Origin of the sequence: Burkholderia sp. COPS (assembly GCF_019425585.1) — a bacterium.
Lineage (GTDB): Bacteria > Pseudomonadota > Gammaproteobacteria > Burkholderiales > Burkholderiaceae > Burkholderia > Burkholderia cepacia.
Window position 1 is genome coordinate 36,263 of sequence record NZ_WIXR01000027.1, and the last position, 21,402, is coordinate 57,664.

Below are 21,402 nucleotides of genomic sequence, written 5' to 3' on the forward strand. Positions count from 1 at the left end.
TTGAAGCAGTGGCGGTACCGGGCGCCGGAGGGTGGCGCACCAAGATTCGAATAACGAAACGAGAGAAAAATACATGAGCGCACGCACGGCACGTGAGGCCGATTTCATCACGCACGACGGCGAAACGCTGTTCTATCGTCACTGGCCCGCGACGGGCCCGCGTTGCCGCGGCGCCATCGTGCTGCTGCATCGCGGCCACGAACATTCGGCGCGCGTCGCGCATCTCGTCGACGAGCTCGACCTGCCGGATTTCGCGTTCTTCGCGTGGGATGCGCGCGGCCACGGCCGCTCGCCCGGCGCGCGCGGCTACAGCCCGAGCGCGGCCGCGTCGGTACGCGACCTGCAGACCTTCGTCGAACATATCCGCGACACGCACGGCATCGCGATCGAGGACATGGCCGTGGTCGGCCAGAGCGTCGGCGCGGTGCTCGCGGCCACCTGGGTGCACGACTACGCGCCGCCGATCCGCGCGCTCGTCGTCGCGTCGCCGGCGTTTCACATCAAGCTCTACGTGCCGTTCGCGCGGCCGGGCCTGCGGCTGATGCACAAGCTGCGCGGGCTGTTCTACGTGAACAGCTACGTGAAGCCGAAATTCCTCACGCACGATCCCGAGCGGATCGCGAGTTATGCGTCCGATCCGCTGATCACGCGGCCGATCGCGGTCAACATGCTGCTCGACCTGCACGACACCGCGCAGCGGATCGTCGCCGATGCGGCCGCGATTACCGTGCCGACGCAACTGCTGATCTCGGGCGCCGACTGGGTCGTGCATCGCGGCCCGCAGGACCGCTTCTTCGAACGCCTCGGCGCCGCGCGCAAGGAGCGCATCGTGCTGCCGGGCTTCTATCACGACACGCTCGGCGAACGCGATCGCGCGCAGGCGCTCGCGCCGCTGCGCGCATTCGTGCTGCGCGAATTCGATGCGCCGAGCCCGCGCGTGTCGCTCGCCGATGCCGACCGGCGCGGCGCGTTCCACGACGAATACGCGGCACTCGGTCGCCCGCCCGCGAATGCGTTCGCGCGTGCGTACTGGGCGCTCACGCGAGCCGGCCTGAAGGCCGGCGGCGCGCTGTCGGACGGTATCGCGCTCGGGCTGCGGCTCGGTTTCGATTCGGGCTCGACGCTCGATTACGTGTACCGCAATCGCGCGCAAGGGCGGCTCGGCATCGGTGCACTGATCGACCGCACGTATCTCGATTCGCCGGGCTGGGTCGGCATCCGCCAGCGCAAGGTGCATCTGCAGGAGCTGATCGGCGCGGCGATCGGCCGCCTGCGCGGCCACGGCACGCCGGTGCGGATCGTCGACATCGCGGCCGGGCACGGGCGCTACGTGCTCGACGCGATCGCGTCGGCCGCCGAGCGCGACGGCGCGGCGCCCGACGACATCACGCTGCGCGACTACAGCCCGCCGAACGTCGAGGCCGGGCGCGTGCTGATCGCGCAGCGCGGCCTCGAGCCGATCGCGCGCTTCGAGCGCGGCGACGCGTTCGACGAGGCGTCGCTCGCGACGCTCGAGCCGCGTCCGACGCTCGCGATCGTGTCGGGCCTCTACGAACTGTTCGGCGAGAACGCGCTGATCGAGCGCTCGCTGCGCGGGCTCGCGCAGGCCGTGCCGCCGGGCGGGTATCTCGTTTATACGGGGCAGCCGTGGCATCCGCAGCTCGAATTCATCGCGCGCGCACTGAACAATCACCGCGGCGAGGCAACCTGGGTGATGCGCCGCCGCTCGCAGGCCGAGATGGACGAACTCGTCGCGCGCGCGGGGTTCCGCAAGCTCGACCAGCGGATCGACGAAATGGGCATTTTCACGGTCAGCCTCGCGCAGCGGGTCGACGCGTCATGAGCGAGTTCGGCGGCGACGCGCGCGGCCTGACGGCGCAGGCGTCGGCGGCCGGCGCACGCGACGCGTCGTTCGCGCTGCGTGTCGGCTGGCTCGCGGTGATGGGCGCCGTGTTCTTCTCGACCTACGGCTTCGCGAACTGGCTCGCCGCGCGCCGTGCGGCGGTGCCGACCTTCGCGTTCGGCTGGGAGCACGCGATCCCGTTCGTGCCGTGGACGATCGTGCCGTACTGGTCGATCGATCTGCTGTATGCGCTGTCGTTCTTCTTCTGGACGCGCCGCGCCGACCTGCTCGATCACGTGAAACGGCTGTTGACCGTGCAACTGGTTTCGGTTGCGTGCTTCATCGCGTGGCCGCTGCGCTTCGGGTTCGAGCGGCCCGACGCGGGCGGCGTGGCCGGTGCGCTGTTCACGCTGCTGATGGGGTTCGACAAGCCGTTCAACCAGGCGCCGTCGCTGCACATCGGGCTGCTCGTCGTGCTGTGGGCCGTCTATGCGAAACACGTGCGCGGCACGCTCGCGCGCGTCGTGCTCCACCTGTGGTTCGCGGCGATCGGCGTGTCGGTGCTGACGACCTACCAGCATCACGCGATCGACGTGCCGACCGGTGCGGCCGTCGGCTGTCTTGCGCTGTTCCTGTTTCCGCTGCGCGATGCCGCGGGCCGGCTGCCGGGCGCCGATGCATCGCCGGGCGCGGCCGGCCGCACGCTTGCGCGTCGTTATGCGCTCGGCGCGGCGGCGGTCGCGCTGGTGGCGCTCTGGTGCGTGCCGCGCGCGCCCGGCTGGGCGCTGGCGGCCGGGTGGGTCGCGCTGGCGCTCGCGTGTGTCGCGTGGATCTACCGGCGCGGCGCACCCGGCGCGTTCCAGAAGGACGCGCACGGGCGTTTCCCGGTCGTCATCCGCTGGCTGCTTGCGCCGACGATTGCCGGCGCATTCGTCAATTCGCGGCTTTGGACGTTCCGGCAGCCGGCGCCGGTGCGGATCGACGAACGCGTGTCGCTTGGCCGCACGCCGACCACATCCGACGTGCGCCGCCACGGTTTCACGGCACTGGTCGACCTGACGGCCGAAATGCCCCGCTGGGCGGCGGCCGACGCATCGCTCGCCTATGCGAGCGTGCCGCAGCTCGACCTCGTCGCGCCGACGGCCGCGCAACTCGCGCAGGCCGTCGCGGCGCTCGAACGCCTGCACGGGGAAGGGCACGACGTGCTGGTCTGCTGCGCGCTCGGCTACGGGCGCAGCGTGCTGTGCGCGGCCGCGTGGCTGGCGGCGCGACGCGGGATCGGCGATGCGCGCGACGCGCTGGCCGCGGTGCGCGCGGTGCGGCCGCATGCGGTGTGGTCGGACGACGGCGTGGCCGTGCTGCAGCACTGGATCGATCGCCGGCGCGGCGCGGGAGGCGTGTGATGCGCGACCCGTCCGCGCCATTCAGGATTGCCGCCGCGCGCGGCGCGCTCGATGCGGGCGCGTGGGCGATCGCGGCCGCGCTGGCCGCGGCCGGCGCGGGCTGGTGGATCGCGTCGGGCTGGGCGCCGGCGACGGTCGCGCGCGTGCTGCTGGCCGTCGTCAGCACCGGGTCGGGGATCGCGGCGCTGTGGGTCGCGGTGCGGATCGAGATCGACCGCCGGCTGTTCGCCGCGCTTGCGCGCGCGGCGGCCGGCGACGCGTCGGTCGACGACGCCCTCGCCGCGCTCGACCGCGCGCTCGCCGATCTCGGCTGGATCGACGCATCGAAGGCCGGCCGCGCGCTCGACGCACGCGTGCGCGGCGCGGTCGGGCTGTGCCGGGCCGGCGTGCTCGTCGCGATCGTGCAGTGGCTCGTGGTCGGGCTTGCGATCGCTGTTCCGCAGGTGGGCTAGTCAGCGGCCGTGCGAACCCGCCGTGCGTGGTCGACGCTGTCGTTCCGGCTACGGGTTCATCGAGGAAGCCGCCTCGGGATCTGCGTTACGCGTGAGCCGTCCGCTGCGACCGCGTGCGCTTCACCTCATACATCGCCTGGTCCGCATGCTCGATCAGCGCGGTCATGTCGGTGCCGTCGTCGGGCAGCAGCGCGATCCCGACGCTGACGCCGAGCCGCAGCGGGCGGCCCTCGAATTCGAACGGTTCGCTGACCTGCCGCGCGAGCCGCGTGCTTTGCGCATGCGCGTCGTCGCGGTTGCCGATGTTCGGCAGGATCACCGCGAATTCGTCGCCGCCGATACGCGCGACCGTGTCCGAGCGCCGCACCGCGCCCTGCATCCGCGTGGCGATCTCGCGCAGCGCCGCGTCGCCCGCGCGGTGGCCGAACCCGTCGTTGATCGGCTTCAGCCCGTCCATGTCGATGTTGAGGATGCCGAGCCGGCCGTTCGCGCGCAGCGTCGTGTGCATCGACTGGCGCAGGCGGTCGTAGAACAGCGCGCGGTTCGGCAGCCCCGTGAGCGCGTCGTGCGTCGCGCGCATGTAGAGTTCGTTCGCCTCGTTGCGTGCCGCGTGGAACATCGCGGCGGCGATCAGGTCGGCCGTCAGCCGCAGCGTGCCGGCATCGGCTGGCGAAAAGCCGTCGACTTCCGGCGACATCACCTTCAGCACGCCGACCGTCGTGTCGGCATGGGTGAGCGGCATCACGAGCATCGAACGCAGGCCGACACGCCGGCATGCGTCGCGATCGACGCGCGGGTCGGTTTCCGAATCGATGCAGTGGAGCAACTCGCCTTGCTGCACGCACAGGCCGGACAGGCTGCCCGAGCGCCGCAGCCGCAGGCCGAGCATCCCGGCCGCGGTGCCCGACGCGGCGCGGTACACCATGTCGTCACCCTCGGCGAATTCGACCGCGGCGGCGCTCGCGCCGGTGAGCTGCGGCACCTGCTCGGCCACATACGCCATCACGCTGCCGAGGTCGAGGCCGAGCTTCGCGATCTCGGTCTGGGCGGCAATGATGCGCAGCAGGGTGTCGGGGGACGGAGTGACGGTGTCGGCGATTTGATTCAAGTCAGTTTTCCGTGAAAGAAAGCACGTCCGGCGGCACGGGATTGCGGTAGCATACGCGCCGCTTCGCGGCGGCGCGTTCCGGGGCGGTCTGCAACGGACCGCCGCCGGCCGGCCGAACCGCGCCGGCAGTATGCCGTTCGGCCCGTCGGGCGACAACGGCGCAATTCTTACCATTCCTCCCTCTCGCGCAGCATTTTCGACTGGATTGAGGTTTTTTTCGCTTCATCGTCGCGAATCGGGGTAAGTTTTGTCCTATTTTTGAGATAGTGTGACGAATGAGCGTGTGCCGGTGCCAGGCGCGCGCGCAGCATGATGACAGGCGATTAAAGAAATCGCCGCATCGTTTCGATAAATGAATCAGGCCAGTTGGATAGATATGAGGGGAAGCAGTGGGATTGTTCACTCACGGGCATAGCTGCTTTGCGCGCATCGGTTCCGATGCAACGGATGACCTGACGATCCTGACGAAACGGAGCGGCGCATGAAGCCGGCCGTGTCGCTGTTCGTCCTGTCGGCCGCCATGGTCGGCGCATTTCACACGGCCGCGCTGTCGGCCGCGCCGATGCCGGCCGTGCCGGCCGCCGCGGCCTCGGGCGCGATGCCGGCGCCGGTGCTCGCGGCCGCGGCTGCGCCCGCGGCGGCCAGTGCGCCGTCCGCCGGCTTGCCGGCGACGACGGTGCATCTGCCGTTCGCGTCGCTCGGTGCGTTCGATCCGCTGCGCCTGCGCGGCGCCGACGACGCGCGCACGATCAACGCAGGCGTGCGGCTCGACCGCGTGGTCACTGGCGCGCGGCTGCGCCTGACCTACGCCTATTCGCCGTCGCTGGTGTTCCCGATGTCGCACCTGAAGGTGTCGGTGAACGGCGAGGTGATCGCGACCGTTCCGTTCGACGCCGCGCAGGCGGGCCGGACGGTCACGCAGGAAATCCCGATCGATCCGCGCTATTTCTCGGATTTCAACCAGATCGGCCTGCGCCTGATCGCGCACTACACGCTCGACCATTGCGAGGATCCGTCGAACTCGGCGCTATGGGCCGACGTGAGCCCGAAGAGCGAGCTGATCCTCGACGAGTCGCCGGTGCGCCTGCCGAACGATCTCGCGCTGCTGCCCGCGCCGTTCTTCGACCGGCGCGACAACGGCCGCGTGCGCCTGCCGTTCGTGCTGCCGGCGTCGCCGGATTCGGCGACGCTGCGCAGCGCGGGCGTGCTCGCGTCGTGGTTCGGCGCGCTGGCCGACTACCGGCATGCGCGGTTCCCGGTGTCGTCCGGGCTGCCGACGGACGACCAGGCGGTGGTGATCGGCACGGCCGCGACGCTGCCGGCCGGCCTCGCGCTGCCGTCGATCAACGGCCCGCTGCTCGCGGTGGCCGACAACCCGGCTGCGCCGGGGCGCAAGCTGCTCGTCGTCACGGGCCGCACGGCGGCCGAGGTCGACGACGCGGTCGCGACGCTCGTGCTGGGCCGCGCGGCGCTGTCGGGGCCGGCGGCGACGGTCGCGCACGTCGATCCCGGCGCGCCGCGCAAGCCGTACGACGCGCCGCGCTGGTTGCCCGTGAACCGGCCGATCGCGTTCCGCGAGCTCGTATCCGATACGCGCCAGCTGGAAGTGCGCGGCACGACGCCCGACGCCATCCGCCTGAACCTGCGCGTGCCGGCCGATCTGCATTCGTGGAACGGCGCGGGCGTGCCGATCACGCTGCGCTACCGCTACACGGCGCCGACCGTGCAGGACAACTCGACGCTCGCCGTCGAGATCAACGAGCAGCTCGTGAAGTCGTACCGGCTCGGGCCGTCCCATGCCGAGGACGCGCACGGCCGCATGCAGCTGCCGCTGCTGTCGGTGCCCGAAGGGCGCGTGACGAGCGACGTCGACATCCCGGCGTTCCGGGTCGGCAGCGGCAACCAGCTGCAGTTCCGCTTCACGCTCGACTCGCAGAAGACGGGCCTGTGCTCGAGCACGGCGACCGAGCCGCAGCGCGCGGCGATCGATCCCGATTCGACGATCGACTTCTCGCACTTCGTCCATTACGCGCAATTGCCGAACCTCGCGTTCTTCGCGAACAGCGGCTTCCCGTTCACGCGCTTCGCCGACCTGTCGCAGACGGCCGTCGTGATGCCCGACCGGCCGTCGCCGCAGGAGCTCGAGGCCTACCTGACGATGCTCGGCCACATGGGCGAATGGACCGGGTTTCCGGCCCTGCGCGTGCAGGTCGCGCGGCCCGGCGACGTCGCCGCGCTGTCGGGCAGCAAGGACCTGCTCGTGATCGACGGCTCGCCCGCGTCGCCGCTGCTCGCGCACTGGCGCTCGGCGCTGCCGCTCGTGATCGGCGAGCAGGGCGGCGCGGGCAGCGAAGGCACCGCGCGCATCGCGTTCTCCGTGAAGGAGCGCTGGCGCAACGGCGTCGGCCTGGCCGAAGGCGGCGCGCACATCGAGCAGACCGGCTCGCTCGCGGCGCTTGCCGGGTTCGAGCTGCCGGGCAGCCGGGGGCGCAGCGTGGTCGCGCTGACGGCGACCGACCAGCCGCGCCTCGGCGACCTGCTCGACGTGTTCGAGAACGCCGGGCTCGTGTCGCAGCTGCAGGGCGACCTCGCGCTGGTGCGGCCGGGGCAGGTCGACAGCCTGCGCGTCGGCGAGCCTTACGTGGTCGGCTTCGTGCCGTGGTATGCGCGCGTGTGGACGGAAGCGGCGCGGCATCCGGTCGTGCTCGGCGCGGTCGGCGTGGTCGCGGGGCTGTTGCTCGCGCTCGGCGTGTTCAGCGTGCTGCAGAGAATCGCCGCGCGTCGACGGGGGATGTAACGGATGGCGCGGGTTATGGCGAAGCGACGGGCAACGCGGCCGGCGCGGCGCGTCGGCGCGGCACTCGCGCTGGCGGTGGCGATGACGTGCACGGCAGCCGGCATGGCCGCGCGCGCGCACGCCGCGGGCACGGCTGACGCGGCCGACGCGGGATGCGGCGCCGCGTGGCCGCGCTGGGACGCGTTCAAGCGCGATTTCATCTCGGCCGACGGCCGCGTGATCGACGTCGGCTCGGCCGATTCACGCACGGTGTCGGAGGGGCAGGCGTATGGACTCTTCTTCGCGCTGGTCGCGAACGACCGGCGCATGTTCGACACGATCCTCGCATGGACCGAGAACAATCTCGCGCAGGGCGACCTGAGCGCGCACCTGCCGGCGTGGCTGTGGGGCCGTGCGCCCGACGGCGCGTGGCGCGTGCTCGACGCGAACGCGGCGTCGGACGCCGACCTGTGGATCGCGTATGCACTCGTGGAAGCCGGACGGCTGTGGCACGAGCGCAGCTACACGGCGCGCGGCGCGCTGCTCGCGAAGCGCGTGCTCGACGACGAGACCGCGACCGTGCCGGGCCTCGGCCTCACGCTGCTGCCGGGGCCGACGGGGTTCAAGCTGGCCGACGGCCAGTGGCGCGTGAACCCGAGCTATTCGCCGCCGCAGGTGATCCGCGCGCTCGGCGCGCGCCTGCCCGACGACCGGCGCTGGGCCGCGCTCGCCGCCAGCACCGGTCGCGTGCTGCTCGACACGGCACCGAAGGGCTTTTCGCCCGACTGGGCGCTGTATCGCGCGGGCACGGGTTTCGGGCCCGATCGCGACACGCATGCGGAGAGCGCGTACAACGCGATCCGCGTGTATCTGTGGGCCGGCATGCTCGACCGCGCCGATCCGCTCGCCGCGCCGTTGCTCGCACGCTTTGCGCCGTTCGCCGACTACATCGCCGCGCATGGCGCGCCGCCCGAGAAGGTCGACACGACGACGGGCGTTGCGGGGCCGAACGACGGCAACGGCGGGTTTTCGGCGGCCGCCGTGCCGTTCCTCGACGCGCGCGGCCAGCGTGCGCTCGCCGATGCGCAGGCGGCGCGTGTCGATACGCTCGCGCGCCAGTCGGCGCCCGGTTACTACACGAGCGTGCTGACGCTGTTCGGGCTCGGCTGGCGCGACGGGCGCTACCGGTTCGGCGCGGACGGCACGCTCGACGCCCGCTGGGGAGGCCGCTCGTGCGCCGCCCGCTGAAGCGCGCCGCGCCGCACGTCGCGGGATTCGCGTGGCTCGCGTCGTCGGTGTGCGCGGCGGCGCCGGGCACCGCGCCGGGCATGACGATGGCATCCTCCGCGACGCCGGCGGCCGCCGCGTCCACCGATGCGCAGCGCCAGCTCGACACCGCGCGGATGTGGGGCGTCAAGCATCGCGACGACCTTGCGCGCGACGCGCTGCGCAAGGGGCTGCTGATCGCGCCGGGCGATCCCGAGCTGCTGGCCGAACAGGTTCGCGTGCTGTTGCGGCTCGGCGATGCGAAAGGCGCGCAGGCCTCGCTCGCGCGCCTGCAGGCACAGTCGCCGAATGTGCCCGCCGCGCGGCGGGTCGCCGACGAATATCGCGTCGCGACGAGCGGGCGCGGCGAGATGGCGCAGATTCGCCTGCTCGCGCGCAGCGGCCGTGCCGACGAGGCGGCACGGCGGATCGTCGCGCTGTTTCCGAACGGTGCGCCGGACGGCGCGCTCGGCGCCGAGTACTACCAGATCGTGTCGAATGCGCCGGGCGGGCGCGAGCCGGCGATCGCCGCGCTGCGCCGCGCGGTCGCGGCCGATCCGCAGGACACGAGCGCGGCGATGGCGCTCGTGCGGCTCCTGAACCAGCGTGCCGACACGCGGCCGGAGGCGAACCGGCTCGCGTGGGCGCTCGCGAAGCGCGCCGACGCCGACCATACGGAGGCGATGGCGCAGTGGCGGCGCGTGCTGCAGGCGGCCGGCAGCGATCCCGCGTATCTCGATGCGCTGCATGCGTATCTCGTGCTCGTGCCGGACGACACCGAATTCGTCGATCGCGCGGCGGCACTGGATCGTCAGCGCGACGCGCAGCGCCGGCTCGAGCGCAATCCCGACTACATCGCGCAGCAGCGCGGCCTGCAGGCGCTCGCGCGCGGCGACCTGGCCGGCGCCGATCCGCTGCTGACGCGCGCCGCGCGCGCACGCGCGGACGACGCCGACGCGGTCGGCGGGCTCGGCCTGCTGCGCCTGCGCGAAGGGCGGCACGACGAGGCGCGCGCGCTGTTCACGCGCGCCGCGACGCTCGCGACCGACCAGCGTGGCAAATGGCAGGGCCTCGCGCGCACCGCGCAGTTCTGGGGGCTGCTCGCGCAAGGCCGCGCGGCGGCCGCCGCGGGACGTCCGCAGGACGCGGAGCGCGCGGCGCGTGCGGCACTCGCGATGCAGCCGGACAGTCCGGACGCGAAGCTGCAGCTTGCCGATGCGTTGCTCGCGCAGCGCGACTGGGCGCGCGCGGAGCCATTGCTGCGCGAGCTGCTGGCCGCGCGTTCGCCGAGCCTCGCGGCCGTGCGCGACACGGCCACGCTGTATCAGAACACCAGCCGCGCGGACCGGATCGGCCCGCTGCTCGACGCGCTGCAAGGCCGCGTGACGGGCCGCGACGACCGGCACGCGCTCGACGGCCTGCGTGCCGACCTGCTCGCGGACCAGGCGCGCGCGCTGGCGGACAAGGGCGAACGCGGGCCCGCCGCGCAGCGTTACGAGGCGGCCGTGCGCGCGGCGCCCGACGCGCCGTGGACGCGCTTCGCGCTCGCGCGCCTCTATCGCGACATGGGGCTGCCGCAGCTCGGCCGCACGGTGATGGACGACGGGCTCGCGCAAGGCGCGACGCCCGAGATGCGCTACGCGACCGCGCTGTATCGCAACTCCGTCGACGACGCGGCGGGCGCGCAGGCCGCGCTCGCGCCGGTCGACGACGCGCATCGTACGGACGGAATGCGCGCGCTCGCGCGCAAGCTCGATGCGCAACGCGCGCTGGCCGACGCACGCGATGCGCTCGCGCGCGGCGACCGCACGGCGTTCGCCGCGTCGCTCGCGCAGGCCCAGGCGAGCGCGCCGGACGATCCCGACATGCTCGCCGCGATCGGCGCGCAGTGGATCGACGCGGGCGAACCGGATCGCGGCCTCGCACCGCTGCACGACTGGATCGCCGCGCACCCGCGTGAAGCCGATACGGACGTGCGGCTGCGCTATGGCGACCTGCTCGGCAGCGCGGGGCGCGACGACGCGCTTGCCGCGTGGCTCGACACGCTGCGCCGGGAACCGTCGCTGACGCCCGCGCAGACCGCGCGGATCGAGGACCAGTCGTTGCGGCTCGTGTTGCGGCAGACCGACGATGCGATCGCCCGGCAGGACTACGCACAGGCGCGCAAGCTGCTCGATCGTGCGAGCCCGGCCGGCCGCGCGGACAAGCGTCATGCGCTCGAACGGGCCGATCTCGAACGCGCGCAAGGCCGTTACGACGCGGCGCGCGATGCGCTCGCGCCGGTCGTCGCGCGCACGCCGGACGATGCCGATACGCAGCTCGCGCTGGCACGCATCGACGAGGACAGCGGCAACCGTGCCGCTGCGCTGGCGCGCGTGCAGGCGGTACTCGCGCGCACGCCGGACGACGACGTCGACACGCAACTGTCGGCCGTGCGCCGCCTGAACGCGCTGCGCCGCGCGGACGAAGCCGCGCAAGTGGCCGACCGGCTGCATGCCGCGTATCCGGCGCGCGCCGACGTGACGGTCGCGGCCGGGCGCGTGGCCGAGGCACAGGGCCGCTATGACGACGCGGCGTCGCTGTACCGGTTGTCGCAATCGCAGGAGCGCGCGACGGGCGTGAGCCCGGGCCGTGACGGCCTGACGCCCGCGCAGGCCGCGTTCGCGGATCTCGAGCAGCGGCGCAATCCCGAGATCGAGACCGGCTGGACGCCTGCCTACAAGTCGGGCGACGAAGGCATCTCTTCGTATCGCGCGCAGCAGGTGCCGATCTACATGCAGATGCCGGTCCGCTACGACGGCCACGTGTTCGCGCAGATCGATACCGTGCATCTCGATCCGGGCACGCTCGATACGAGCGACGCGAATGCGTATTCGCTCAAGACCTTCGGCACGTTCGCGGCGCTCAAGGCGCAGAACGCGCTGACGCCCGCATCGATCGCGAATCCGCCGGGTTCGCGGCACCAGTCGACGACGGGCGTCGCGCTCGGCGCCGGTTATCTGTCGGACGCATGGCGCGTCGACCTCGGCACGTCGCCGCTCGGTTTTCCCGTGCATTACCTCGTCGGCGGCGTGCGTTACCGGTTCGACGCGGGCCCGGCCAGCTTCTCGGTGAACGCGTCGCGGCGGCCGGAAACAAGCAGCGTGCTGTCGTACGCGGGGATGCGCGACCCGTGGACGGGCGCGGTCTGGGGCGGCGTGCGCCGCGACGGCGTGAACCTGCGCGCGTCGGTCGACGTCGGCCGCACGAACCTGTTCGCGGAACTCGGCGCGGGCGTGCTGTCCGGCCGAAACGTCGAGCGCAACGCGGAAGTCACGCTGCGCACCGGCTTCACGGTGCCCGTGTACGAACGCGCGACGATGAAGGTCAGCACGGGGCTCGTCGGCAACGCGTGGCATTACGCGCAGAACCTGCGCTACTACACGTACGGGCAGGGCGGTTACTACAGCCCGCAGCGCTACCTGTCGCTCGGCGTGCCGATCGAATGGGCGGGGCGGCACGATGCACTGTCGTGGGACCTGACCGTCACGGGCGGGATCTCGAACAGCTACGAGAAGGATTCGCTGTATTACCCGACGTTCTCGGACCAGCGGGCCGCGCAGGTGGCGGCCGGGTTCGTGTACGCGGGCAGCTCGACGCGCGGCGTGTCGTTCTCGTACGGCATCAACGGGATCGTCGAGTATCGCGTGAACCCGCACCTGAGCGTCGGCGCGCAGCTGCACGTCGACCGGTCGCACGACTACGCGCCGAGTTCGGCGCTCGTGTACCTGCGCTATGCGTTCGACGCCCGTGCGCAACGCAGCTGGCTCGTCACGCCGACACCCGTGCGGCTTTATTCGGATTACTAGGGGAACGCGCCGTGAATACGGAAATCGATGCCACCCGTCCCGCGCTCGGCGCCGCCGGCCTGCTGGGCCGCCTGCGTGCGCTGCTGGGCGCGGGGCCGGCCGGCGGCCGCGCCGGCACGGTGAGCCGGCTCGCGATCGACGGCTTGCCCGACGCGTGGACACAGCTGGAAGCCGGCGGCCTGTACGCGATCTACGCGGCCGGCGGCACGCCGGCCTGCGATGCGCTCGTGTGGGAGAGCGCGCGGCAGGCGCGCACGCGCGACGTGACGGTCGTGCTCGCGCGCGACGCGGCGCACGTTGCCGGGCAGATGCGGGCGCGCGGTTTCGCGGACGGCGCGCATCCGGCCGGCTGGCCGCGCAACCTGAACGTGCTGGCGATGCCGCCCGCGGCCGAGCCGGCCGGCGGTGACGGCACCGGCACGGGCGCGACCGCCGACGCATCGCGTCGCGCGGCGCCGGGCCCGTTCGCGCGGCTGACCGGCGGCCTGCGCGCGATGAAGCGTTACGGCTTTCGTGCACGCTCGCTGTATTTCGTCGAGGGCGCGCAGCGCTGGTTCAGCTGGGACGACCCGATCGCGCTCGCCGACGAGGCGCACGCGCTCGCCGACTGGTGCCGCACGCGCCGGATCGCGCTCGTGCTGCTGCTCGATCCCGAAGCGACCCGCGCGGACGACGCGGCACGCACCGACGATGCACCGCTCGTGCGCGATGCGGATCGCACGCCGCGCAGCGGTTTCCACGGTATCTGCTCGGGCGTCGCGCAGTTGCAGCGCACCCACGGCGAGCTGCTGTGGATCGTCGACTTCTGGCGCGCGGGCGATACGCTCGCGGCCGGCGAGGTACGGCCGCTGCGTTTCGCGCCGGGCGGCCGGCTGTCGGCGAGCATCGACGGCGGCGCGACCGAGCCGGCCAACCGGATGAAGCTCGCGAGCGACGAGGATCGCGTCGTCGTCAGCCGCGCGGTGCTCGACGGCACGAACCGCGCGCCGCAGGGCTGGGAAATCGTCGAGGACAACGCGGCCGTCGTTGCCGCCTGTGCGCATGCGCAGGCCGCGACCGCAGTGCTCGTGTTCCGTTCGCATGCGCAGCTCGAAGCGCTCTGCGCGGACGTGCACACGCTGCGCCGGCAGTGCGGCGGTGCGCTGAAGATCGCGGTCGTCGAGCGCGGCGAAGTGCTGCGCCAGCAGTTCGAGATGCTCGTGCTGAGCGTCGGCGCGAGCCGCGTCATCGCACGCGACCTGCCGGTATCGCGACTGCAGGGGGCCGTGCATGCGCTGCGCGGCCAGCTTTATGCGCGGCCCGTCGCGGCCGACTATCGTGCGGCGCTCGCGGCCGCGCTCGGCGATTCGGTGCTCGGTTATCTGCCGGTCGGCGCGTTCTGCCTGCGGATTCGCGCGGTGCTCGATCGCGGCGCCGTGCTCGCGCTGCCGCACACGCTCGCGAAGATCGCGCTGCTGCCCGGCGTGTCGCACGTCGACGCGCTGCGGCATTGCCGCCCGCGCCGCGCGGGCGACGTCGTGACGGCCGATGCCGCGCACCTGTACGTGTTCCTGTTCGCGTGCGAACCGGCGGACGCGGAGGACGCGCTCGCGCGTATCTTCGACGTGCCGGTCGACACGCTGTCCGACCGCGTCGTGTGTCTCGGGCAGGGCAGCATCGATACCGAACTCAACGCGCTGAAGGCCGAGAACCGGCGCGCGCCGATCGCCGACTACAGCGATTTGTTCGGGGCCGCGCAGCCGGCGGGCGCCAGTCGCGCCCCGCTCGCGCGCACCGGGCCCGGCGACGCGTTGCCCGACGCGGGTGAAGTGAGCGGTGCGATCGACGCGATCGATACGATCGTCGCGCTCGAGGCGATCGGTGCGATGCCGGCGGCTGCGGCTGCGGCGGCCGCGGCCGCCGACGCTTCGGCACCGGAACCCGTCATACTCGCCGCGCGCAAGCGCAGCGCCATCCGCAGCGCGATGCCGCTGCGCAAGGAGGGGGTCGCATGATCGCCGAACTCGTCATCGGATTCATCGTCGGCATCACGATCGCGGTGCCCGTGTGGATCGTCGCGCAGCATCTCGGCATCGGCCGCGGCTTTCAAGCGCCGCGCGGGATCGACCGGCGTGACGCGGTGCCGTGCGAACTCGTGCCGGTCGCGCATCGCGGGCGGCTGCTCCCGGACGCCGGGCGCGAGCGTGGCGAGCATGACGAACGTCACGGTGAGGCGGCCCGATGAAGACGATCGCCATTACGTCGACGACCGGGGGGGCGGGCCGCACGACGCTCACGGCCGCGCTCGCGGTGCTGCTGGCGCGCCGCGGCCGGCCGGTCGTCGCCGTCGAATTCGATGCGCAGAACCTGATGGGCGCGACGCTCGGCCTCGACACGCTGGCCGAGCACGGCCTCGCGCAGAGCGTGCTCGGCGGCGCCGAGCCGTGGCATGCGCACACGTGGCGCAACGCCGATGGCGTGCTGTTCGTGCCTTACGGGCAGGTCGACGCGGCCGGCGCGGCCGCATGCGATGCGCGGCTCGCGGCGGATCCGGCGTGGCTGTCGCGCGCGCTCGACGAGATCGCGTTGCCGGCCGACGGCGTCGTGCTGATCGACACCGCGCGTTATCCGTCGACGCAGGCCGAGCAGGCGATTCGCCGCGCGGACCTGACGCTCGTCGTCGTGCCGCCCGAGCCGGCCGCCTGTGCGACGACGGCCGCGCGGCTCGGGGCGCTCGGGGCGGGTGGCGAACTGCACATCGTCGTGAACCGGCTGAATCCGGCGCGCGACATGCAGCGCGACGCGCTCGCGATGCTGCGTGCGGTCGCGGGGCCGGCGTCGATGCTCGAGCAGCGCATCCACGTCGATGCGGCCGTGCCCGAAGCGCTCGCGCGCGGCAGCTGGATCTTCGACGACGCGCCGTATTCGCAGGCGTCGCACGACCTGAACGGCGTCGCGAACTGGGTCGATACCTGGCTGGCGGCACGCGCGGCCGTTCGCCGCGGAGCGGAGCGATGAACGCGCGCATCGCGTCGCGCCTGCGCGCATTCGGACGCCGCACGGCCGACTGGATCGCGCGCGGCATCGGCTTGCCCGCGCAACGCACGCTGGTCGACTGGCTCGTGCGGCTGTTCTTCCACGCCCCGCCGCCCGGCCGGCCCGATCACGTGCGCCGCTGGGTGCGTGTCGCGTCGCTGCGGCTCGCGCAGGAGTGGGGCGTGCTGCAGCCGCTCAGCCCGCGCGAATGGCTGTGGCGCGCGATCGTGCGGGCGCCGCGCGCGGCCGACGGCCGCCCCGCGCGTGATCCGCTCGCCTGGTTCGACAAGTACGTCGTGCCCGTCTACGTGGCCGGGCGCGCGGTCGGCCGGCGCGTCAACGCGTTGCTCGAGCGTCTGCCATGGGTGCGCTGGGGCGGCTGGCTCGACGCGCGCGCGAACGGCGTCGGCCGGCGCCGCTGGCTCGCGCCGCTGCTGCTGGTGGCCGGCGCACTGCTGTGGGCCGCGGCCGGCATGTCGCCGCTGATGCCCGGCGCGCAGTTCGCGTTCTTCGCGATCGTCGCGGTGCTGGCGCTCACGCTGCGCCGCCTGCCGGGCCATCTGCCGACGCTCGCGCTCGCGTCGCTCGCGCTGCTCGCGACGGTGCGCTACGTGTGGTGGCGCACCACGCAGACGCTCGATTTCCGCGGCCCCGTCGAGGCCGTCGCGGGTTACCTGCTGTACGGCGCGGAAGCCTATACGTGGATGATCCTGCTGCTCGGCTTCGTGCAGACGGCCTGGCCGCTCGACCGGCCGATCGTGCCGCTGCCCGACGATCCCGACACCTGGCCGACCGTCGACATCTACATCCCGACCTACAACGAGCCGCTGTCGGTCGTGAAGCCGACGGTATTCGCCGCGCAGAGCATCGACTGGCCGAGCGCGAAGCTGCGCGTGTACCTGCTCGACGACGGCCGGCGCCCCGAGTTCGCGGCGTTCGCGGCCGAGGCCGGCATCGACTACCTGACGCGCGACGACAACCGCCACGCGAAGGCCGGCAACATCAACCGCGCGCTGCCGAAGACGCACGGCGAATACATCGCGATCTTCGACTGCGATCACGTGCCGACGCGCTCGTTCCTGCAGACGACGATGGGCGTGTTCCTGCGCGACCCGAAGTGCGCGCTGGTGCAGACGCCGCACCATTTCTTCTCGCCCGATCCGTTCGAGCGCAACCTCGGCACGTTCCGCGAGATCCCGAACGAGGGCAACCTGTTCTACGGCCTAGTGCAGTCGGGCAACGACCTGTGGAACGCGACGTTCTTCTGCGGCTCGTGCGCGGTGCTCAAGCGCAGCGCGCTGGAAGAGGTGGGCGGCGTCGCGGTCGAGACCGTGACCGAGGATGCGCACACGGCGCTCAAGCTGCACCGGCGCGGCTATACGTCGGCGTACCTGCCGACCGTGCAGGCGGCCGGCCTCGCGACCGAAAGCCTAGCGGGCCACGTGAAGCAGCGCACGCGCTGGGCGCGCGGGATGGCGCAGATCTTCCGCATCGACAACCCGTTCCTCGGGCGCGGGCTCGGCCTGATCCAGCGGATCTGCTACGGCAACGCGATGCTGCATTTCTTCTACGGGATTCCGCGGCTCGTGTTCCTGACGATCCCGCTCGCGTACCTGTTCTTCCACCTGTACTTCATCAACGCGTCGTCGCTCGCGCTCGCGAGTTACGTGATCCCGTACCTGGTGCTCGCGAACGTCGCGAACTCGCGGATGCAGGGGCGCTACCGCCATTCGTTCTGGGCCGAGGTCTACGAGTCGGTGCTCGCGTGGTACATCGCGCTGCCGACCACCGTCGCGTTCTTCAGCCCGAAGCACGGCAAGTTCAACGTGACCGACAAGGGCGGCAAGATCGACGAAGGTTACGTCGACTGGTCGACGTCGAAGCCGTATCTCGTGCTGTTCGGGCTGAACGTGCTCGCGATCCTCGCCGGCATCTGGCGGCTCGTGGCCGACCAGGGCGACGAGGCGTCGACGATCCTGATCACGCTCGGCTGGACCGTGTACAACCTCGCGATGCTCGGCGCCGCGCTGGCCGTTGCGCGCGAGACCAGGCAGGTGCGCGTCACGCACCGGATCGCGATGCGCGTGCCGGCCACGCTGCTGCTCGCCGACGGCTCGACGGCCGCATGCTTCACGAGCGACTACTCGACCGGCGGCCTCGGCCTCGAAGCTGTGCCGGGGCTCCCGGTCGCCGTCGGCGACACGCTGACGGTGTGCGTGACGCGCGGCGACCGGCCGTTCCCGTTCCCGGTGCGCGTGACCCGCGTGACGCCGACCCATATCGGCGTGAGCTTCGAGGAACTGACGCTCGAACAGGAGCGCCAGCTCGTGCAATGCACGTTCGGGCGCGCGGACGCGTGGCTCGACTGGCACGAAGGCCAGCGCGTCGACACGCCGCTCGGCGGGCTGAAGGAAGTGCTGCGCATCGGCCTGGACGGCTATGTACGGATGTGGAAGGGTGCGGCGCGCGGCCTGCAGGCCATGCTGGCGCCGAAACTCGATCGGGCGCGCGACTGACGCGGCGCTCATCATGGAGTGGGTTAGATGACGTTCTGGAATCTGTATTTCATCCTGAAGTTCGCGCTGTTCGCGACCGGGCACCTGCAGCCGTTCTGGCTCGCGAACCTCGCGTTCGCGGTGGCGCTCGCGATGAGCGCGCCGATCCGGCGGCGTGCGTGGCGCATCGTCCGGCAGGTCGTCGCGATCGCGATCGCCGTGCCGCTGCTCGCGCGCGAACTGCATGCGCCGCCGCTTGCCCGTCTCGCCGAGGCCGCGCAGGAAGTCAGCACGTTCCGCCTCGACTACTGGATGGAGCTGCTGCCGCGCCTGCTGCCGCCCGTGCTGGTGCTGACGGTGGCCGGTGTGCTGATCGTCTACTTCATCGTCAACCGCTGGCTGCGCGTCGCGACCTTCGTGCTGGCCGTGCTGGTCGTGATGCCGCTGTGGCAGGCCGGCAGCGGGCTGATGGCGCGCGTCGTCGCACCGCTTCCGCAGCAGGCGAACGCGGCAGGCACGACGCTCGCCGGCCAGCCCGAGGACCACAACGCCGCGCTCGCGACGTTCCGCACGCAGGAGTCGCAGCGACAGGTCGCGTTCGGCCACCTAGGCAGCGATCCGGCCGCCCAGTTCGACGTGATCGTGCTGCACATCTGCTCGCTGTCGTGGGACGACCTCGATGCCGCGAAGGCGCGCAACCATCCGATGCTGAGCCATTTCGACTACCTGTTCTCGAACTTCAGCACGGCCGCGAGCTACAGCGGCCCGGCGGCGATCCGCGTGCTGCGCGCGAGCTGCGGGCAGGAAGCGCACGCCGACCTGTACAAGCCCGCACCGCAGCAGTGCCACCTGTTCTCGCAACTGGCGAGCGCCGGTTACTCGGTGCAGTCGCTGCTGAACCACGACGGCCACTTCGACAACTTCCTGCAGGTGATCCACGACAACATCGGCGTGGCCGACGCGCCGATGATCTCGAACGCGGCCGCGCCCATTGCGATGCATGCGTTCGACGGCTCGGCGATCAAGGACGACTACACGACGCTCGCGAACTGGTACGCGCAGCGCGCGTCGGTGCAGGGCCCGGTCGCGCTGTACTACAACACGATCAGCCTGCACGACGGCAACCGGATCGTCGGCAGTTCGCTGACGAGCATCGACTCGTATCCGCAGCGCGTGACGAAGATGATGGACGACTTCGACCGCCTCGCCGACCTGATCGCGCAATCGGGCCGCCGTGCGGTGATCGTGTTCGTGCCCGAGCACGGCGCCGCGCTGCGCGGCGACAAGTACCAGGTCGCGGGGCTGCGCGAGATCCCGACGCCGCGCATCGTGCACGGGCCGGTGGGCGTGCGGCTCGTCGGCTTTGCCGGCAATCACGGCGCGACGACCGTGATCGACCAGCCGACCAGCTTCCTCGCGCTCGCGCAACTGCTGTCGAACCTCGTGTCGAACAGCCCGTTCAAGCCGGGCACGACGCTCGCGCAATACGCGGCCGACCTGCCGCGCACGCGGATGGTCGGCGAGAACGAGGGCACGGTGACGATGCAGACGGCCGAGGGTTACTCGGTGAAGACTCCGGATGGCGTATGGATCGACGAACAGTAATGCTGCACGGTGACGGCGACGACGACCGCCTGTCGCAACCGAACGACGTGCTCGGCCTCGCACGGCATCTGCCCGCGCTCGATCCCGGGCGTTATGTCGACGAGCAGGCGCGCCGTGCGTTCATCGAGTCGCTCGACCGCTGGCCGACACTGGCGAAGCTGATGGGATTGAAACCGTCGGCGTAACACGGACGGGACGACGGCCGGCATGCGTGCCGGCCGTCGGTTGCCTGTGGGCGATCCTGTCTATTGTGCCTATTGCGCCTTGCGTTCCGGCTGGCGCGTCCATTCGTTTTCTTCGCCCGGCACCTTGCCGAAGGTCTGATCGGCCCACGCGGCGCGGGCCGCGTCGATCTTCGCGCGCGCGCTCGACACGAAATTCCATTCGATGAAACGCTCGCCCGGCAGGTGCGCACCGCCGAGCAGCATCACGCGTGCGCCGCTTGCGCTGGCGAGTGCCACGGTCGCGCCGGGTTCGAGCACGGCCATCGTCGCGGGGGCGAGCGGCGTGCCGTCGATGGCGAGGTCGCCGTCGACCAGGTACACGCCGCGTTCCTCATGTTCGGCATCGAGCGCGAGCGTGCCGCCTGCCGCGAATTCCGCATACGCATAGAGCGTCGGCGAGAACACGGCGACCGGCGACGCGAGCCCGAACGCGGTACCCGCGATCACGCGCACGGTCGTGCCGTCACGCGTGAACGACGGCAGCGTGTCGGCCGGATGATGGACGAACGCGGGCGCGGTGTCTTCATGCTCGACCGGCAGCGCGACCCAGGTCTGGATCCCGTGCACCGGCTGCTCGCGCGGCCGGTCTTCGTCGGGCGAGCGCTCCGAATGCACGATGCCGCGGCCGGCCGTCATCCAGTTCACGTCGCCCGGCACGATCTTCTGCCGGAAGCCGAGGCTGTCGTGATGCATCAGCGAGCCGTCGAACAGGTAGGTGACGGTCGCCAGGCCGATGTGCGGATGCGGCAGCACGTCGATGCCGCGGCCGGCCGGCAGCACGGCCGGCCCCATCTCGTCGAAGAAGATGAACGGGCCGACGAGGCGTGCGGCGCGCGCGGGCAGCACGCGGCGCACGACGAGGTTGCCGATGTCGCTTTCGCGCGGCGTGAGCAGGGTCTTGATCGAGGCGGACATGGTGGGGATTCTCGTGGTCGATGCGGGGCGCGTCAGGCGATCGCCGTGTCGATGGTGATCGGATGCGAGAGGATCTTGTGCACCGGGCAGGCGTTCGCGATCTGCAGCAGGCGTTCGCGCTGTTCGCCGGACAGGTCGCCGTCGAGCGTGATGCGGCGCACGATCGTGCTGCCCGCGCTGCCCGATTCGTGCGCGAGCTTCACGTGCACTTCGGCGAGCGGCCAGCCCTTGCGTTGCGCATACATCTTCAGCGTGATCGCGGTGCATGCGCCGAGGCTCGACAGCAGCAGCGCGACGGGCGTCGGCGCGGTGTCGCCGCCGCCGAGCGGCGTGGGCTCGTCGGCGCGCCACTGGTGGACGCCGTCGGTGAAGTGGACGAGGTAATCGACGGCGCCGATGCTTGCTTCGACGGACAGTTCGCTCATTGCGGTTCCATAAGGAGAAAGGGGGAG

Annotated in this window: 15 protein-coding genes; 12 read left to right on the plus strand and 3 right to left on the minus strand. The window is 71.7% G+C overall.

Annotated features, from left to right (window positions below; genetic code table 11):
- The first annotated feature begins 73 nt into the window (after positions 1–73).
- The 3 genes from FOZ70_RS23730 to FOZ70_RS23740 are packed head-to-tail and all read left to right on the plus strand — an operon-like array spanning position 74 to position 3,698.
- Positions 74–1,843 carry a bifunctional alpha/beta hydrolase/class I SAM-dependent methyltransferase gene (locus tag FOZ70_RS23730; RefSeq protein WP_021163075.1) on the plus strand — a complete coding sequence of 590 codons (1,770 nt, stop codon included), beginning with the start codon at positions 74–76 and terminating at the stop codon, positions 1,841–1,843.
- Positions 1,840–3,246: a phosphatase PAP2/dual specificity phosphatase family protein gene (locus FOZ70_RS23735; protein ID WP_219706906.1), complete on the plus strand. Its 1,407-nt coding sequence runs from the start codon at positions 1,840–1,842 to the stop codon at positions 3,244–3,246. The genes FOZ70_RS23730 and FOZ70_RS23735 overlap by 4 nt, the downstream gene beginning before the upstream one ends.
- Positions 3,246–3,698, plus strand: coding sequence for a hypothetical protein (locus FOZ70_RS23740; protein ID WP_059554802.1), 453 nt, complete (start codon positions 3,246–3,248; stop codon positions 3,696–3,698). The genes FOZ70_RS23735 and FOZ70_RS23740 overlap by 1 nt, the downstream gene beginning before the upstream one ends.
- An 85-nt stretch (positions 3,699–3,783) precedes the next feature.
- Here the strand turns inward: FOZ70_RS23740 and FOZ70_RS23745 are convergent, their stop codons facing one another.
- Positions 3,784–4,980: a sensor domain-containing diguanylate cyclase gene (locus tag FOZ70_RS23745; RefSeq protein WP_042978329.1), complete on the minus strand. Its 1,197-nt coding sequence runs from the start codon at positions 4,978–4,980 to the stop codon at positions 3,784–3,786.
- A 307-nt stretch (positions 4,981–5,287) separates the two neighbouring features.
- Between FOZ70_RS23745 and bcsB the strand changes: the two genes are divergently transcribed.
- From bcsB to FOZ70_RS23790, 9 genes are read left to right on the plus strand one after another with little or no spacing between them, the layout of a single operon-like run.
- Complete coding sequence (gene bcsB, locus FOZ70_RS23750; RefSeq protein WP_219706908.1) at positions 5,288–7,603, plus strand: cellulose biosynthesis cyclic di-GMP-binding regulatory protein BcsB; 2,316 nt, start codon at positions 5,288–5,290, stop codon at positions 7,601–7,603.
- Between the two features lie 3 nt (positions 7,604–7,606).
- Entirely contained in the window at positions 7,607–8,830 is a 1,224-nt protein-coding gene (gene bcsZ, locus FOZ70_RS23755; protein ID WP_060225345.1) for a cellulose synthase complex periplasmic endoglucanase BcsZ, read from the plus strand.
- A complete protein-coding gene (locus tag FOZ70_RS23760) occupies positions 8,815–12,696 on the plus strand; it encodes a cellulose synthase subunit BcsC-related outer membrane protein (RefSeq protein WP_219706910.1) in 3,882 nt (1,293 codons plus the stop codon). The genes bcsZ and FOZ70_RS23760 overlap by 16 nt, the downstream gene beginning before the upstream one ends.
- An 11-nt stretch (positions 12,697–12,707) precedes the next feature.
- Positions 12,708–14,690 carry a cellulose biosynthesis protein BcsE gene (gene bcsE, locus FOZ70_RS23765; protein WP_059620651.1) on the plus strand — a complete coding sequence of 661 codons (1,983 nt, stop codon included), beginning with the start codon at positions 12,708–12,710 and terminating at the stop codon, positions 14,688–14,690.
- A complete protein-coding gene (locus FOZ70_RS23770) occupies positions 14,687–14,920 on the plus strand; it encodes a hypothetical protein (protein WP_219706912.1) in 234 nt (77 codons plus the stop codon). Before bcsE ends, FOZ70_RS23770 begins: the two co-directional genes overlap by 4 nt.
- Positions 14,917–15,693 (plus strand): cellulose biosynthesis protein BcsQ, encoded by a 777-nt coding sequence (bcsQ, locus tag FOZ70_RS23775; protein ID WP_059620649.1) that lies wholly within the window; start codon positions 14,917–14,919, stop codon positions 15,691–15,693. Before FOZ70_RS23770 ends, bcsQ begins: the two co-directional genes overlap by 4 nt.
- Positions 15,690–18,227 (plus strand): UDP-forming cellulose synthase catalytic subunit, encoded by a 2,538-nt coding sequence (bcsA, locus tag FOZ70_RS23780; protein WP_048025918.1) that lies wholly within the window; start codon positions 15,690–15,692, stop codon positions 18,225–18,227. Before bcsQ ends, bcsA begins: the two co-directional genes overlap by 4 nt.
- Before the next feature lie 27 nt (positions 18,228–18,254).
- On the plus strand, positions 18,255–19,811 hold the full coding sequence (bcsG, locus tag FOZ70_RS23785; protein WP_219706914.1) for a cellulose biosynthesis protein BcsG: 1,557 nt from the start codon (positions 18,255–18,257) through the stop codon (positions 19,809–19,811).
- Positions 19,793–19,996: a hypothetical protein gene (locus tag FOZ70_RS23790; protein WP_042975818.1), complete on the plus strand. Its 204-nt coding sequence runs from the start codon at positions 19,793–19,795 to the stop codon at positions 19,994–19,996. Before bcsG ends, FOZ70_RS23790 begins: the two co-directional genes overlap by 19 nt.
- Positions 19,997–20,065: 69 nt before the next feature.
- Here FOZ70_RS23790 and FOZ70_RS23795 read toward each other — a convergent pair whose 3' ends face one another.
- Both FOZ70_RS23795 and FOZ70_RS23800 read right to left on the minus strand, forming a co-directional pair.
- Entirely contained in the window at positions 20,066–20,950 is an 885-nt protein-coding gene (locus FOZ70_RS23795; RefSeq protein ID WP_059554788.1) for a pirin family protein, read from the minus strand.
- A 32-nt stretch (positions 20,951–20,982) separates the two neighbouring features.
- Complete coding sequence (locus tag FOZ70_RS23800) at positions 20,983–21,375, minus strand: OsmC family protein (RefSeq protein WP_021160831.1); 393 nt, start codon at positions 21,373–21,375, stop codon at positions 20,983–20,985.
- Positions 21,376–21,402: the final 27 nt, after the last annotated feature.

Excerpts from the sequence above, each read along its gene's own strand:
- FOZ70_RS23730 (WP_021163075.1), top strand. The coding sequence starts at position 74 with ATGAGCGCACGCACGGCACGTGAGGCCGATTTCATCACGCACGACGGC.
- FOZ70_RS23735 (WP_219706906.1), top strand. The coding sequence starts at position 1,840 with ATGAGCGAGTTCGGCGGCGACGCGCGCGGCCTGACGGCGCAGGCGTCG.
- FOZ70_RS23740 (WP_059554802.1), top strand. The coding sequence starts at position 3,246 with ATGCGCGACCCGTCCGCGCCATTCAGGATTGCCGCCGCGCGCGGCGCG.
- FOZ70_RS23745 (WP_042978329.1), bottom strand. The coding sequence starts at position 4,980 with ATGGTAAGAATTGCGCCGTTGTCGCCCGACGGGCCGAACGGCATACTG.
- bcsB (WP_219706908.1), top strand. The coding sequence starts at position 5,288 with ATGAAGCCGGCCGTGTCGCTGTTCGTCCTGTCGGCCGCCATGGTCGGC.
- bcsZ (WP_060225345.1), top strand. The coding sequence starts at position 7,607 with ATGGCGCGGGTTATGGCGAAGCGACGGGCAACGCGGCCGGCGCGGCGC.
- FOZ70_RS23770 (WP_219706912.1), top strand. The coding sequence starts at position 14,687 with ATGATCGCCGAACTCGTCATCGGATTCATCGTCGGCATCACGATCGCG.
- bcsQ (WP_059620649.1), top strand. The coding sequence starts at position 14,917 with ATGAAGACGATCGCCATTACGTCGACGACCGGGGGGGCGGGCCGCACG.
- bcsA (WP_048025918.1), top strand. The coding sequence starts at position 15,690 with ATGAACGCGCGCATCGCGTCGCGCCTGCGCGCATTCGGACGCCGCACG.
- bcsG (WP_219706914.1), top strand. The coding sequence starts at position 18,255 with ATGACGTTCTGGAATCTGTATTTCATCCTGAAGTTCGCGCTGTTCGCG.
- FOZ70_RS23790 (WP_042975818.1), top strand. The coding sequence starts at position 19,793 with ATGGATCGACGAACAGTAATGCTGCACGGTGACGGCGACGACGACCGC.
- FOZ70_RS23795 (WP_059554788.1), bottom strand. The coding sequence starts at position 20,950 with ATGTCCGCCTCGATCAAGACCCTGCTCACGCCGCGCGAAAGCGACATC.
- FOZ70_RS23800 (WP_021160831.1), bottom strand. The coding sequence starts at position 21,375 with ATGAGCGAACTGTCCGTCGAAGCAAGCATCGGCGCCGTCGATTACCTC.